This window comes from Nevskia sp. (genome assembly GCF_023266035.1).
Classification (GTDB): Bacteria; Pseudomonadota; Gammaproteobacteria; order Nevskiales; family Nevskiaceae; genus Nevskia.
Genome location: NZ_JAHFRY010000123.1, coordinates 1 through 14,150, shown reverse-complemented (window position 1 = coordinate 14,150; position 14,150 = coordinate 1). Strand labels below are relative to the sequence as shown.

Genomic DNA, 14,150 nt, shown 5'->3' with positions numbered 1-14,150 from the left:
CCGCCGTCGAGCCGAACGAAACCTTCCTGGTCAACCTGAGCAGCCCGAGCGGAGCAACGATTGCCGACGCACAAGGCCAGGGCACGATCGTCAACGATGATGCGGCGGCAGCACCAAGCTTCAGCGTCAACGATGTCTCGATCAGCGAAGGCAACAGCGGCACCAAGAACATCACGTTCACGGTGACCCTGTCACCGGCTGCGACCAGCGCGGTCGCAGTCAGTGCCGCCACCGCCAACGGCACGGCGACCGCGGGCTCGGACTACACCGGCGGCAGCGCGACGCTCAGCTTCACGGTGGGTCAGACCTCGAAGACGGTCAGCCTGCCGGTGAAGGGCGACACCACGGTGGAACCGGACGAAACCTTCTTCGTCAATCTCATGAACCCGACCGGCGGCGCCGTGATTGGCGATGCCCAAGGCGTCGGCACCATCGTCAACGACGACGGCCCGGCGACGCCGAGCCTGGCGATCAACGACGTGAGTCTGAGCGAAGGCAACGCTGGAACCAGCAACGCCGCATTCACGGTCAGCCTGTCGGCGGCAGCAACCGGCCCGGTGACGGTCGCCTATGCCACCGCCAATGGTACGGCGACCGCAGGATCGGACTACGTGGCCGGCAGCGGTACGCTGACCATCCCGACCGGCAGCACCAGCGTGACGGTCAACGTGGCGGTCAACGGTGACACCGCGGTCGAGCCGGACGAGACCTTCGTCATCAATCTGAGCGGCGCTAGCGGCGCGACGATTGCCGACGGCCAGGGTCAGGGCAGCATCGTCAACGACGACACTGCCACTACCGCACCCAGCTTCAGCATCAACGATGTCTCGGTGGTCGAGGGCAACAGCGGCACGCGCAATGCCACGTTCACGGTGACGCTGTCGCCGGCTGCGGCCACCGCCGTCACGGTCACCGCATCGACTGCCAATGGCACGGCAACGGCCGGCTCGGACTACACCGGCGGCAGCCTCACGCTCAGCTTCACGGCCGGGCAGACCTCGAAGACCGCCAGCCTGCCGGTGCGGGGTGACACCACCGTCGAGCCGAACGAAACCTTCTTCGTGAACCTCACGAATCCGACCGGCGGTTCGGTGATCGGTGACGCCCAGGGTATCGGCACGATCGTCAACGACGACTGATCGTCGGCGTAGATCGGCAAAGCCGGTCAGGCTGGGTGGGAATACCGCTCAGCCTGACCGGCTTTTTCGTTTCTGGCCGCCCTGGCCACGGCTCAACCGATCAGTGCCAGCAGCCCGGCCGCGCTGGTGCGCAGGTTGTCGTGCCAGCCCTTGCCGACGATCTCCTGCCCAGTGATCGAATCCCTGAACGGCATCACTTCACCGCTACCGATCACCAAGCGGTAGTCGACAGTGATCTCGGTGCCGGCCGGCAAATCGCTGCCGGCGAAGATGAAGCCGAGATGCCAGAGCGCGGTCGGCTCGAAGCTGTGGTTGACGTAGCACTCGTCCGACCATTCCGGCGTCAACGAATACCAGTCCTCGAACCAGCGCACGCTCGACTCGGCTTCGATCGAATCGGCCGGGAACTGGCGCAGCTTCGCTTCCGGCCAGACGGTGTGGATGTTGTCCGGCGCAATGATCACCCGGCCCTTGGCCACATCTTCGGCGAGGAACAAACCCTTGCCGGCAAGCGGGATCGCAGACGCTTCGACGCGATACTGCGGAACGATCATCAGTGCTTGAGCTGCGACTGCTCGCTGCCTTCGGCGACGAACAAGGTTGCCGCATCGCTGCGTGAATAGACGTAATCGCGGCCGCAGAATTCGCAGATGATTTCGACCTTGCCCTGCTCGGCAACAATCTTGTCGACCTCATCGCGGCCCAGCGACAGCAGCAGCAGCGAGATGCCTTCGCGCGAGCAGCGGCAGGCGATGTTGACCGACTGCGCAGCGTGCAGTTGCCAGTCCTCGTTGGCGAACAGACGCCGCATCAGCGTTTCCGGCTCGGCACTGAGCAACTCATCAGCGCTCAAGGTACCGGCGAGGATAGCCAGATGCTCCCAGACTTCCTCGGTCGCCTTGGTGTGTTCCAGCGGCAGGCGCTGCAGCATGAAGCCGGCGATGCGATCGCCGCTCGCTGCCAGCCTTACCAGGGTCGGCAGCTGTTCGCTCTGGGCGAAATAGCCTTCCAGCGATTCGCTGAGACTGTCGCCATCGATCGGCACCATCGCCTGACGGCTCGGTTGCGCGTCATCGGCCGGCTCCAGCATCAAAGCCAGCACGCCGTCGCTGAGCAGTTCGGCATAGCTGCCGTCGATCTGCGGCGCCGCCTTGGCCATCGCGCGGACGGTCAGCGGCGCGCCTTCACGCTGCACCACCTGGGCGACCAGCAGCTTGATCGCCCGCTCGCCCTGGAATTGAAGATTGATGCGGCCTTCGAAACGGGTATGCGTCGCCAGCAGCGGCATCGCCGCCATCGTCTGGGCGACGAGGCCGCGCACCGCCGGATCGTAGGCGCGCATGTCGAGCATCTCGGCAGCGCCGGTATCGATGACCACGAACGCGCCGTGCGCGATGTGGTTATCGAACTTGAACGGGATCAGCAGGTTCATGTCAGCCCGCCAGACGTTCCTTGAGCAGACGGTTCAGCGCATCCGGATTGGCCTTGCCCTGCGTCGCCTTCATCGCCTGGCCGACGAAGAAACCGTACAGCTTGTCCTTGCCGCCGCGGTAATCGGCGAGCTGCTGGGGATTCTTCGCGATCACGTCGTCGATGGCGGCGATGATCGCCGACTCGTCGGTGACCTGGACCAGACCCTTGGCCTTGATGATCTCGTCGGCCGAGCCTTCGCCGGCCACCATCGCCTCGAACACGTCCTTGGCGATCTTGCCGTTGATGGTCTTGTCGGCGATGCGCTTGAGCAAGGCGGCAAAGGCTTCCGCGGTGATCGGCGATTCCTCGATGCCCTTGCTCATCTTGTTCAGCGCGCCGAGCAGATCGGTGGCCACCCAGTTCGCGCACAGCTTGGCTTCCGCGCCGCTTGCCGCAACCACGGCTTCGTAATACGACGCCAGTTCACGCGACGAAGTCAGCGTCTTGGCGTCGTAGTCGGACAGACCGAACTCGGCGACGAAGCGCGCGCGCTTGGCTTCCGGCAGCTCCGGCAGAGACTTGCGGATGGCGTCGATGTAGTCCTGGGTGCAGACCACAGGGAGCAGGTCCGGATCCGGGAAATAGCGGTAGTCGTTGGCGTCTTCCTTCGAGCGCATCGCCTTGGTTTCGCCGGTGTCCGGGTTGAACAACCGGGTTTCCTGGCGAATCGTCCCACCGGCCTCGATCACTTCGATCTGGCGTTCGATCTCGTATTCGATCGCTTTCTCGACATAGCGGAACGAGTTGACGTTCTTGGTCTCGGTGCGGGTGCCGAACTTCGGCGCGCCGATCTTGCGGACCGAGACATTGGCATCGCAGCGGAACGAACCTTCCTGCATGTTGCCGTCGCAGATGCCGAGATAGACCACCAGTTGGTGCAGCTTCTTCAGATAGGCGACCGCTTCCTGCGCGGTGCGCAGGTCCGGTTCCGACACGATCTCGATCAGCGGCGTACCGGCGCGATTGAGATCGATGCCGGACGACTTCTGGAAGCCTTCGTGCACCGACTTGCCGGCGTCCTCTTCGAGATGCGCGCGGGTGATGCCGATGCGCTTCGTCGAGCCGTCTTCCAGTTCGATGTCGAGCAGGCCTTCATAGACGATCGGCAGCTCGTACTGCGAGATCTGATAGCCCTTCGGCAGATCCGGATAGAAGTAGTGCTTGCGCGCGAAGACGCTGCGATCGGCGATCTTGGCGCCGACCGACAAGCCGAAGGTCACTGCCTTCTTGACCGCGTCGACATTCAGCACCGGCAGCATGCCCGGCATGCCGAGGTCGATCGGCGAAGCCTGACTGTTCGGCTCGGCGCCATAGGCGATTGCGGAACCGGAGAAAATCTTCGACTGGGTCGACAGCTGGCAGTGCACTTCGAGACCGATGACGGCTTCCCAACCGGCTGGAATGATCATGACGCGTACTCCGTCGGCCACTTCGTGTGGAAGTCAGTCGCCTGCTGGTACTGATGCGCGACGTTCAACATGCGCGCCTCGGCGAAGAAGTTGCCCATCAGCTGGAAACCGGTCGGCAAGCCATCGACGAAACCGCAAGGCAGGCTCATCGCCGGGATGCCGGCCAGGTTGGCAGCGATCGTGTAGATGTCGTTCAGGTACATCGCCACCGGGTCATCGCTGTTTTCGCCGAACTTGAAGGCGACGTCGGTCGCGGTCGGGCTCAGCACCAGGTCGATGCCGTCGGCGAAGGCGCGCTTGAAGTCGTCGTAGATCAGCCGGCGGACTTTCTGGGCCTGCAGGTAGTAGGCGTCGTAATAGCCATGGCTCAGCACATAGGTGCCGATCATGATGCGGCGCTGCACTTCGGCACCGAAGCCTTCGCCGCGACTGCGCTTGTAGAGTTCCTCGAGCGACTTCGCGCCCTCGGCGCGATGGCCGTAGCGCACGCCGTCGAAGCGGGCGAGGTTCGAGCTGGCTTCGGCCGGGGCGACGACGTAATAGGTCGGCACGCTGAGCGGCGAATTCGGCAGCGAGATTTCCTTGAAGTTGGCGCCCAGCTTGGTCAGCGTGGCAATCGCCTGCTCGATCCGCTCGCGGACACCAGCCGACATGCCGTCGGCGAAATATTCCTTCGGCAGGCCAATGGTCAGGCCGCGGATGCTGGTGTTCAGGCCGCTCACCAGGTCATCGACCGGGCGCTCGACACTGGTGGAATCCTTGGGATCGAAGCCGGACATCGCCTGCAGCACCTGGGCCGCATCTTCGGCCGAGCGGGCGACGACGCCAGCCTGATCGAGGCTCGATGCGAAGGCGATCATGCCGTAGCGCGATACCCGGCCGTAGGTCGGCTTGATGCCGGTCAGGTTGGTCAACGCGGCAGGCTGGCGGATCGAACCGCCGGTGTCGGTGGCGGTGGCAACCGGTGCCAGGCCGGCGGCGACGCAGGCGACCGAGCCACCGGACGAACCGCCCGGCACGCGGGTCTTGTCCCAGGGATTGCAGACCGGGCCGTAGAACGAGGTTTCGTTCGACGAGCCCATCGCGAACTCGTCCATGTTCAGCTTGCCGAGCATGACCATGCCGGCGGCGTCGAGCTTCTCGACGATGGTCGCGTCGTACGGCGCGATGAAGGTATCGAGCATCTTCGAGCCGCAGGCGGTGCGCACGCCCTGGGTGCAAAAGATGTCCTTCTGGCCGATCGGGATGCCGGTCAGCAGGCCGGCGTTGCCGGCGGCGATCACCGCATCGGCGGCATCGGCCTGCTTCAGCGCGCGCTCGGCGGTGATCGTCACGTAAGAGTTCAGCGCGCCGTCATGGGCGTCGATGCGCTTGAGGAAATGCTGGGTCAGTTCCCGCGACGAGAACTTCTTCTCGCGCAGGCCCGCCGCAAGCTGGGCAATGGTCTGGGTATGCATGATTTCTTGAGCGTGTTGAGGTACGGCGTGCCGGATGCGTCAAAGGCCAGGGGCCTCGCGCCATCCGACTACTCGATGACTTTCGGGACCAGGTACAGGCCATCCTGGGTTTCCGGAGCGATCGCCTGATAGTCGTCGCGGCGATCGGTTTCGCTGATCGTGTCCGGACGCAGTCGCTGCACCATGTCCAGCGGGTGCGCCATCGGCGAGACGTTGGCGGTATCGACCGACGACAGGCGATCGACCATTTCCAGAATGTTCGACAGTTGTCGCGCGTACGGCTCAACCTGCTCGGGATTCAACTCCAGGCGCGCCAACTGGGCGACCTGGCGGATTTGTTCGGGGCTCAGACTCATGCGGGACTCGTGCGGATGGGGAGCGCATCGGCGCTGAAGTTTTCCGCAGAAGAAGATGCGGAAGAACCGGAAAACCCCAGGAAACCTCCAGCAAACTGGTAGTAGCGACGGGGGTTTCAAGGCTGGCGCGATGATAAACGATCACGGGCCGGCCTCCCCGGCAAAAAATTCGTTGCTCACTGCTGCTGCGACCGCCCAGGGCCGCAGCGCAACATGCGCGGCAGGGCTTCAGGTATATTTCTGCCCAAATCAGCGTCGGTCGCCTCTCCTTGCGACTGTCGCTTCCCGCCGGTTCCGCTAGCGCCCCCTCAAGCCCAGCCCTTCAATAATCGCGATGTTCGACGCCGTCCGCCGCCTGTTTGTCAACGACCTTTCCATCGATCTCGGCACCGCCAACACGCTGATCTATGTGCGTGACGAGGGCATCGTTCTGAACGAGCCTTCCGTCGTCGCAATCCGCCTCGATTCCCGCGGCGCGAAAAAGATCGAAGCGGTCGGCATCGATGCCAAGCGCATGCTCGGCCGCACGCCGACCAATATCTCGACCATCCGTCCGCTGCGCGACGGCGTGATCGCCGACTACACCGTGACGGAGAAGATGCTGCAGCACTTCATCCGCAAGGTGCAGAAGGGCCGCGTGATGCGCCCGATGACCCGCGTCGTGGTCTGCGTGCCGTACGGCTCGACCCAGGTCGAGCGCCGGGCGATCAAGGAATCGGTCGAAAACGCCGGCGCCCGCAAGGTCTACGTAATCGAAGAACCGATTGCCGCAGCGCTCGGCGCCGGCATCCCGATTTCCGAAGCGCGCGGCTCGATGGTCGTCGACATCGGCGGCGGCACCTCGGAAGTGGCGGTGATCTCGCTGAACGGCATCGTCTACGCCGAATCGGTGCGCATCGGCGGTGACCGCTTCGACGAAGCGATCGTTTCCTACGTGCGCCGCCAGTACAACATGCTGATCGGCGAAGCCACGGCCGAGCGCATCAAGCAGGAAATCGGCACCGCGTTCCCGGGCACCGAAGTGCAGGAAATCGACATCGTCGGCCGCCATCTGGCCGCTGGCGTGCCGCGCAACTTCACGATGAATTCCAACGAGATCCTCGACGCGCTGCAGGAGCCGCTGGCCGGCATCGTCAAGGCGGTCAAACAGGCACTGGAGCGCACGCCGCCGGAACTGGGTTCCGACGTTGCCGAGCGCGGCATCGTGCTGACCGGTGGTGGCGCGCTGTTGCGCGATCTCGACAAGCTGATCTCGGAAGAAACCGGCCTGCCGGTGATCATCGCCGACGACCCGCTGACCTGCGTGGCCCGTGGCGGCGGCATGCTGCTCGACATGCTCGATCAGAAGGGCGACATCTACCTGATCGACTGAAGTCCGATTGGACTGCGCGCTGATGGATAAGCCCCGGCCCCGTCCGGGGCTTTTTCGTCAGGGCAGCCGATGGCGGGGCCGAAGCCCGATTTTCTGAGTAAAGACAGTGAAAAGCGGTTGTCGCCCCGGCGCTTGCACCCTATTCTTCCGCGATTCCCGCACCCGCTGCGGACGACGCCCCGCTGAACCTGCGCCCGGCCCTTGAACACCACGCTTAGCGACTCCTCGCGCAACTCACAAGCTTCGCGCGGCTCCATGCTGGGGCTGAAGGCGGTGCTGTTCATCGCGCTGTCGATCACCCTGATGGTGGCCGAGAACCGGGGCGCGAAAGTCGAGCCGCTGCGCCAATGGCTGTCCTGGGCACTGACGCCGGTGATGTGGCTGGCGGCGTCGCCGGCCAATGTCTCGAACAGCGTCGACTACTTCCATTCCCGGGAAACGCTGCGCGACGAAAACCGCGAACTGCGCGATCGCCTGCTGCAGCAGGATGCGCGGCTGCTGCGCCTGGCGTCGCTGGAAGCCGAGAATGTCCGCATCCGCGAGTTGCTGGCCTCGTCCAGCGCGCTGCAGGACCGGGTGCTGATCGCCGAAATTCTCGCCACCAGCCAGGATCCGTACCGGCATCAGATCGTGCTCAACAAGGGCGGCAAGGACAGCGTCTATCGCGGTCAGGCCGTGCTCGATGCCTACGGGATCATGGGCCAGGTGGTGCAGGTCAACCAGGGTTCGTCGGTGGCGCTGCTGATCTCCGATCCCGATCACGGCATCCCGGTGGAGATCAACCGCACCGGCCTGCAGACGATCGCGCTCGGCCGCGGCGATGGCCACGGTCTGTCGCTGCCCTATCTGCCTGGCAATGCCGATGTGAAGGTCGGCGATCTGCTGGTCTCGTCCGGACTCGGCGGCCGCTTTCCGGCCGGCTACCCGGTCGGTGAAATCCACGAACTGCGACATGCCGGCGGTGAAAGCTTCATGGAAGCGATCGCCTATCCGAAAGCGCATCTGAATCAGGGCCGCCAGGCACTGCTGGTCTGGAGCGAGCGGGCGCTGCCGTCCTCGGCGCCGGGTGAAGAAACGGTGCACGTACCAATCGATCTTCCCGCCAAACCACCGGCGAAGGCGCCGAAACAGGCGGTGGTGCCATGAACGGCATGCTGGTGTTCCTCGGCAGCCTGCTGCTGGCGCTAATGCTGCAGATCGTCCAGTTGCCGGACTGGGCAGCGATGGCGCGGCCCGCCTGGCCCTTGCTGGTAATCGGCTTCTGGGCGCTGTACGCGCCGACCTCGCCGGCCATCGCCGCCGCCTGGGTGCTGGGCCTGTGCTGCGATGTGCTGCTCAATGCCGCACTCGGCCAGCACGCGCTGGGGCTGGTGGTGGTGGCGTTCCTGATTCGCCGGCTGCGCGGCACCCTGATCCTGTTTTCATCGTGGCAGGTGGCCTTGGCGCTGGCGCCGATCTGGGCGCTGTACATCTTCCTGATGTTCTGGATCGATGGTCTGGCCCGGCATGCAGCCGACGCCAACCTGCGCTGGCTGCCGATCCTGTCGACGACCTTGGTCTGGCCGCTGACCGCCGGCCTGCTCGATTCGATCCTCAGCCGCCGGGCGCGACGCAACCGCATGCGTCTGCCATGAGTGCATCGCTGTGAATGCACCGGGCTCGTCGCGCAGCGGTTTCGACGCGATCAAGAACCTCTACGAAGAAAAACGCACCTTCACCGGCCGCGTCGTCTTCGCGGCGGTGCTGTGCCTGCTGATGATCGGCATGCTCGCCGCGCGCCTGATCGACCTGCAGCTGGTCCGTCACGATTACTACTCGACACGCGCCGACGACAACCGCATGCGGCTGACGCCGATCGCGCCGGTCAGAGGACTGATCTACGACCGCAACGGTGCGCTGCTGGCGCAGAACCTGCCGAGCTTCGTGCTCGACATCACGCCCGAACGCGTCCGCAATCTGAACGACACGCTGGAACGCCTGAAGGCCTATGTGCGCCTCACCGATCAGGACATCGCCCGCTTCCGCGAGCGCATGCGCAAGGGGCCGCGCTATCGCAGCGTCACCCTGCGCTCGAACCTGACGCCGGAGGAAGTGGCGCGCTACCAGCTCAACCGCTTCGACTTCGAAGGCGTGGAAGTCAATGCCGGCCTGGTCCGCGACTACCCGCTCGGCGAAAGCGCGGCGCACATCATCGGCTACGTCGGCGGCATCAGCGAAGCCGATTACGCCAGGCTCGAAGCCGCCGATTACGAAGGCTTGTCGCAGATCGGCAAGTCCGGTGTCGAGCGCAGCCACGAGGATCTGCTGCGCGGCACGCCAGGCACCAAGATCGTCGAAGCCAATGCCGCCGGCCGGCCACTGCGCGAACTCGAATCGCGGCCCGGCAGCTCCGGCCAGAATCTGTACATGAGCCTCGACTCCCAGCTACAGCTGGTGGCCGAAAAAGCGCTCGGTGATCTCGATGGCGCGGTGGTCGCGATCGACCCACGCAATGGCGAAATCCTGGCTTTGGTATCGAAGCCCGGCTACGACCCGAAGCTGTTCGTCGAAGGCATCGATGCCGCCAGCTATCGCGGCCTGCTCGAAGACAAGAGCCGGCCGCTGTACAACCGCGCACTGCTCGGCACCTATCCGCCGGGATCGACGATCAAGCCGTTCATGGCCACCGCGGCGCTGAACTTCAAGACCGTGACGCCGGATACCGGCATCTACTGCTCGGGCTCGATGACCCTGCCCGGCAGCTCGCGCAAGTACCGCTGCCACAAGCGCCAGGGCCACGGCACGGTCAATCTCGACAGCGCCATCGCCAAGTCCTGCGACATCTACTTCTATCAGGCGGCGATGAATCTCGGCATCGATCGCATCGACGAAATCCTCGGCCAGTTCGGTTTCGGAAAACCGACCGGCATCGATGTGCCGAACGAGAAAGGCGGTCTGCTGCCGTCGAAGGAATGGAAGCGCCGCGTCTACAAGCAGGTCTGGTTTCCGGGTGAAACCCTGAGCCTCGGCATCGGTCAGGGCTATCTGACAACCACGCCGCTGCAGCTCGCCCAGGGCACTGCCCGCCTGGCGATGCGCGGCCTCGGCTTCAAGCCGCACGTGCTGCATGCGATCGCCGATCCGGCCACCGGTGCCATTGCCGGCGTAGCGCCCGAAGCACTGCCGCCGTTGACCGGTCAGAGTGCCGAACTTCAGGAACGGGTGATTCATGCGATGCAACTGGTGACCATGTTTCCGGGCGGCACCGCGTACCGCGCGTTCAAGGACGCGCCGTACAGCTCGGCCGGCAAGACCGGCACCGCGCAGGTCGTCGGCCTCAAGCAGGAGGAGACGGTGGCACCGACCTTCGACTCGACGCCCAAGCATCTGCGCGATCACGCGCTGTTCATCGCCTTCGCGCCGGTCGATGCGCCGCGTATCGCCATTGCCGTGATCGCCGAACACGCCGGTCACGGTGGCTCGGTGGCAGCACCAGTCGCCCGCCAGATCATGGATCAGTACCTGCTCGGCAAGGTGTTGTACAACGAAGATCCTGCCGGTGCCGCCGCAGCGGCGGCGGCCGCTGCGGCGGCCGACCCGGCGCTGGAAGCCGAGGAAGGCGTGCCGGCCGACGATGAAGAGCCACCTCCTGCGAGCCCACCGCCGGCGACGACACCGCGATGAATACCTCGGTCATCAGCCGCGCCCCGAACCAGTCGGTCAGCCTCGCCGATCGGCTGATCCGCGTGCACATCGACCTGTGGCTGATGTTGCTGCTGCTGGTGCTCGGCGTGGTCGGCCTGCTGGTGCAGTACTCGGCCAGCGGCCATTCGATGGCGGTAGTCCTCAATCAGGCGGAACGCCTTGGCATCGGCTTCGCGGTGATGGTCGTCGCGGCCCAGGCGCCGCCGGAGTTCTATCGAGCAGCAGCGCCGTGGCTGTACGGCTTCGGCGTGGTGATGCTGGTGGCGGTGCTGGTGCTCGGCGATCACGCCAAGGGCGCGCAGCGCTGGCTCGATCTCGGCGTGCTGCGCTTCCAGCCGTCGGAAATCCTCAAGCTGGCGATGCCGATGGCAGTCGCCGCCTGGCTGCATACCCGGGCGCTGCCGCCGAAGATTTCGACCATCCTGATCACCCTGGCGATCATCGGCGGGCCGACCGTGCTGATCGCCATGCAGCCCGATCTCGGCACCGCGATGCTGGTACTGGCCGCCGGCGTGCTGGCGCTGTACTTCGGCGGCCTCGGCATCCGCTGGATCCTGATGGTGATCGCCGCGATGGCCGCCGCCGCGCCGCTGCTCTGGCTGAAGCTGCACGATTACCAGAAGAACCGCGTGCTGACCTTCCTCGATCCGGAACGCGACCCGCTCGGCACCGGCTATCACATCACCCAGTCGAAGATCGCGATCGGCTCCGGTGGCCTGTTCGGCAAGGGCTGGCTGGCCGGCACCCAGGCGAAGCTCGATTTCCTGCCGGAATCGCACACCGATTTCATCTTCGCGGTCTATTCCGAAGAACTCGGCCTGCTCGGCGAAGCGGTGCTGATGGCGCTCTACGCCGCAATCGTCGGCCGCGGCCTGTATATCGCGCTCCGTGGCCAGGACAGCTTCCAGCGCCTGCTCGCCGGCTCGCTGGCGATGACCTTCTTTATCTACGTGTTCATCAACATGGGCATGGTCATCGGCCTGCTGCCGGTGGTCGGTGTACCGCTGCCGCTGGTGAGCTTCGGCGGCACTTCGGCGGTCACCCTGCTGGCCGGCTTCGGCATGCTGATGTCGGTCTACACGCACCGCAAACTGCTTTCCAACTGAGGAGCCCTTGATGCAGACACGACTCCTCCCAAGCGCCCTGCTGGGCCTACTGCTCGCAACCACCGCCAACGCGCCGGTCATTGCCGACTACGCCCATCACCCGAAAACACCGCTGTTGCTGAAGACGCTGCACGACGATTACGGCTTTTCCGCCGAAGATCTCGACGTGGTCAAGGCCGCGCTCGACGACGCCAAGAAGCTGCCGAAGCTGATCGAGAAAGAGGTCAACAACAAGGAAGCCGGCGGCCCGAAACCCGAAGACCAGCCGAACTACCTGCCGGACTGGAACGCCTACCAGCCGATCCACGTCAACGCCCGCAACATCGCCAACGGCGTGCGCTACCTGCGCGACAACGCCGAGTGGTTCGCCCGCGCCGAAGCCGAGTTCGGCGTGCCGCCAACGGTGGTCGCCGCGATCATGGGCGTGGAAACCAAGTACGGCACCTATTCCGGCAAGTACCGGGTGCTCGATGCACTGGCGACCCAGGGCTTCGATCATCCGCGCCGTGCGCCGTTCTTCTTTTCCGAGCTGACCGAATTCTTCGCCTTCGCCCGCGATGCCAGCCGCAAGCCGACCGAGCTGCTCGGCTCCTATGCCGGGGCGATGGGCTATGCGCAGTTCATGCCCAGCAACTACCGCTGGCTGGCGCTGGACTACGACAACGACGGCAAACGCGATCTCTGGAGCGGCCCGGACGCGATCGGCAGCATCGCCCACTACCTGACCCGCTACGACCCGAAGCGCGCCTGGCGTCGTGGCGAACCGCTGGTGGTGCCGGCCACCGCGAACAGCGCGCCGCCCGAAGGCTTTCCGCGTAACGGAAAATTCGCCGATCAGACCATCGCTTCGCTGCGCGCTGCCGGCGTGCAGGCGGCGATCGCCCTGCCGGACGAAACGCCGGTCGGCCTGGTGCAGCTGCGCCGCGGTCAGATCACCGAGTACTGGGTAGCGCTGCCGAATTTCTATGCGATCCAGACCTATAACCCAAGAGTTTTCTATGCAATGGCCGTGACGCAGCTCGCCAATGCGCTGGCCGAGGCGCAAGCCGCCGAGCACGCGGCACGATGAGGGTCTGGAAGGCACTGGTCGGCGCGGCCGTATTGCTGCTGGCCGCCTGCGTCACCGAGGCGCCGCGCCGCTATCCGGCACCCGAACCTGCGCCCAGCCCCAATTCCAGCCGCGTGCCGCGCACCACGACGCCGGCCCCGAAGACGCCAGGCCGGACGACGCCGGCATTGCCGCCGGCACCGGCCGGCGAGAAGGATCGCCCGCCCTCGGCGGACGAGATTCCGGCCAACGTCGGCGATATTCCCGATGCCGTGCCGGAGTCGGTCGAGAAGAGCCGCTACGGCAATCCCGAGTCCTACGAGGTGTTCGGCGTTCACTACGACGTGCTGCAGGACGCCGCCGGCTTCAAGGAGCGCGGCCATGCCTCCTGGTACGGCAAGAAATTTCACGGCCGGCGCACGTCCAGCGGCGAGACCTACGACATGTTCGCGATGAGCGGCGCGCACAAGACGCTGCCGATTCCGACCTATGCGCGGATCACCAATCTGTCGAACGGCAAGAGCGTGGTCGTCCGCATCAATGATCGTGGGCCGTTCCACTCCGGCCGCATCGTCGATCTGAGCTACTCCGCTGCTCATCGCATCGGCATCATCGGCGACGGTTCCGCCGAGGTGGAACTGGAAGTGGTCGATGCCAGCGGCCGCACCCTGGTCGCGGCCAATCCGCCGGCTGCGTCGGTGCCGGCGGCGAAGCCGGCCGTGGTCGCCGAAGTGAAGCCGCTGCCGCCCGGCCCGCCGATTGCGCTGCAGGTGGCCCGCAAGATCCAGCCGCGCTTTCTGCAGGCCGGTTCGTTTAGCGATTCCCGCAATGCGGCGACTTTCCGCGAGCATCTGGCGATCGCCGGCATCAAGCCGCTGCTGATGAAAAGCGAGACCCGTAACGGCCAGTGGCTGTACCGGGTGCTGGTCGGCCCGTTCGCCGATGCGGCGGCGCTGGAGGCGATGCGCCGCAAGCTCGCCGACGGCGAAACCCGCAGCATCCCGGTCAGCGAATGAGCCGATCACCGATGCTGCGCTGCGCCATCGAATCTGCTGCGCTACCATTTCGCCGCTCGGGCAAGCACCGTCCGAGCCCCGTTTCTCCCC

General features: G+C 65.1%; 13 protein-coding genes. 8 read left to right on the top strand and 5 right to left on the bottom strand.

Annotated elements, in window-relative coordinates:
- On the top strand, positions 1 to 1,139 hold a 1,139-nt coding region (locus Q0D45_RS17055; protein ID WP_293395506.1), incomplete at its 5' end, for a Calx-beta domain-containing protein.
- 92 nt (positions 1,140 to 1,231) lie between these two features.
- Here Q0D45_RS17055 and Q0D45_RS17050 read toward each other — a convergent pair.
- From Q0D45_RS17050 to gatC, 5 genes are all read right to left on the bottom strand, one after another.
- Entirely contained in the window at positions 1,232 to 1,693 is a 462-nt protein-coding gene (locus tag Q0D45_RS17050) for an SET domain-containing protein-lysine N-methyltransferase (RefSeq protein WP_293395503.1), read from the bottom strand.
- Complete coding sequence (locus Q0D45_RS17045) at positions 1,693 to 2,571, bottom strand: Hsp33 family molecular chaperone HslO (RefSeq protein ID WP_293395500.1); 879 nt, start codon at positions 2,569 to 2,571, stop codon at positions 1,693 to 1,695. The genes Q0D45_RS17050 and Q0D45_RS17045 overlap by 1 nt, the downstream gene beginning before the upstream one ends.
- Before the next feature lies 1 nt (position 2,572).
- Positions 2,573 to 4,021, bottom strand: a complete 1,449-nt coding sequence (gene gatB / locus Q0D45_RS17040) for an Asp-tRNA(Asn)/Glu-tRNA(Gln) amidotransferase subunit GatB (RefSeq protein WP_293395498.1) — start codon at positions 4,019 to 4,021, stop codon at positions 2,573 to 2,575.
- Positions 4,018 to 5,478: an Asp-tRNA(Asn)/Glu-tRNA(Gln) amidotransferase subunit GatA gene (gene gatA, locus Q0D45_RS17035; RefSeq protein WP_293395495.1), complete on the bottom strand. Its 1,461-nt coding sequence runs from the start codon at positions 5,476 to 5,478 to the stop codon at positions 4,018 to 4,020. The genes gatB and gatA overlap by 4 nt, the downstream gene beginning before the upstream one ends.
- A 68-nt stretch (positions 5,479 to 5,546) precedes the next feature.
- A complete protein-coding gene (gene gatC, locus Q0D45_RS17030) occupies positions 5,547 to 5,834 on the bottom strand; it encodes an Asp-tRNA(Asn)/Glu-tRNA(Gln) amidotransferase subunit GatC (protein WP_293395492.1) in 288 nt (95 codons plus the stop codon).
- A 334-nt stretch (positions 5,835 to 6,168) separates the two neighbouring features.
- On the opposite strand from gatC, the gene Q0D45_RS17025 reads away from it, so the two are divergent.
- The 7 genes from Q0D45_RS17025 (at position 6,169) to Q0D45_RS16995 (ending at position 14,060) form a co-directional block, all read left to right on the top strand.
- Positions 6,169 to 7,206, top strand: coding sequence for a rod shape-determining protein (locus tag Q0D45_RS17025; protein ID WP_022978329.1), 1,038 nt, complete (start codon positions 6,169 to 6,171; stop codon positions 7,204 to 7,206).
- Positions 7,207 to 7,407: 201 nt separating this feature from the next.
- On the top strand, positions 7,408 to 8,352 hold the full coding sequence (gene mreC, locus Q0D45_RS17020; protein WP_293395487.1) for a rod shape-determining protein MreC: 945 nt from the start codon (positions 7,408 to 7,410) through the stop codon (positions 8,350 to 8,352).
- On the top strand, positions 8,349 to 8,840 hold the full coding sequence (gene mreD, locus Q0D45_RS17015) for a rod shape-determining protein MreD (RefSeq protein WP_293395484.1): 492 nt from the start codon (positions 8,349 to 8,351) through the stop codon (positions 8,838 to 8,840). Before mreC ends, mreD begins: the two co-directional genes overlap by 4 nt.
- Before the next feature lie 10 nt (positions 8,841 to 8,850).
- Complete coding sequence (mrdA, locus tag Q0D45_RS17010; RefSeq protein ID WP_293395481.1) at positions 8,851 to 10,869, top strand: penicillin-binding protein 2; 2,019 nt, start codon at positions 8,851 to 8,853, stop codon at positions 10,867 to 10,869.
- Positions 10,866 to 11,996 (top strand): rod shape-determining protein RodA, encoded by a 1,131-nt coding sequence (gene rodA / locus Q0D45_RS17005; RefSeq protein WP_293395478.1) that lies wholly within the window; start codon positions 10,866 to 10,868, stop codon positions 11,994 to 11,996. The genes mrdA and rodA overlap by 4 nt, the downstream gene beginning before the upstream one ends.
- Before the next feature lie 10 nt (positions 11,997 to 12,006).
- Entirely contained in the window at positions 12,007 to 13,065 is a 1,059-nt protein-coding gene (gene mltB / locus Q0D45_RS17000) for a lytic murein transglycosylase B (RefSeq protein ID WP_293395475.1), read from the top strand.
- Complete coding sequence (locus Q0D45_RS16995) at positions 13,062 to 14,060, top strand: septal ring lytic transglycosylase RlpA family protein (protein WP_293395472.1); 999 nt, start codon at positions 13,062 to 13,064, stop codon at positions 14,058 to 14,060. The genes mltB and Q0D45_RS16995 overlap by 4 nt, the downstream gene beginning before the upstream one ends.
- Positions 14,061 to 14,150: the final 90 nt, after the last annotated feature.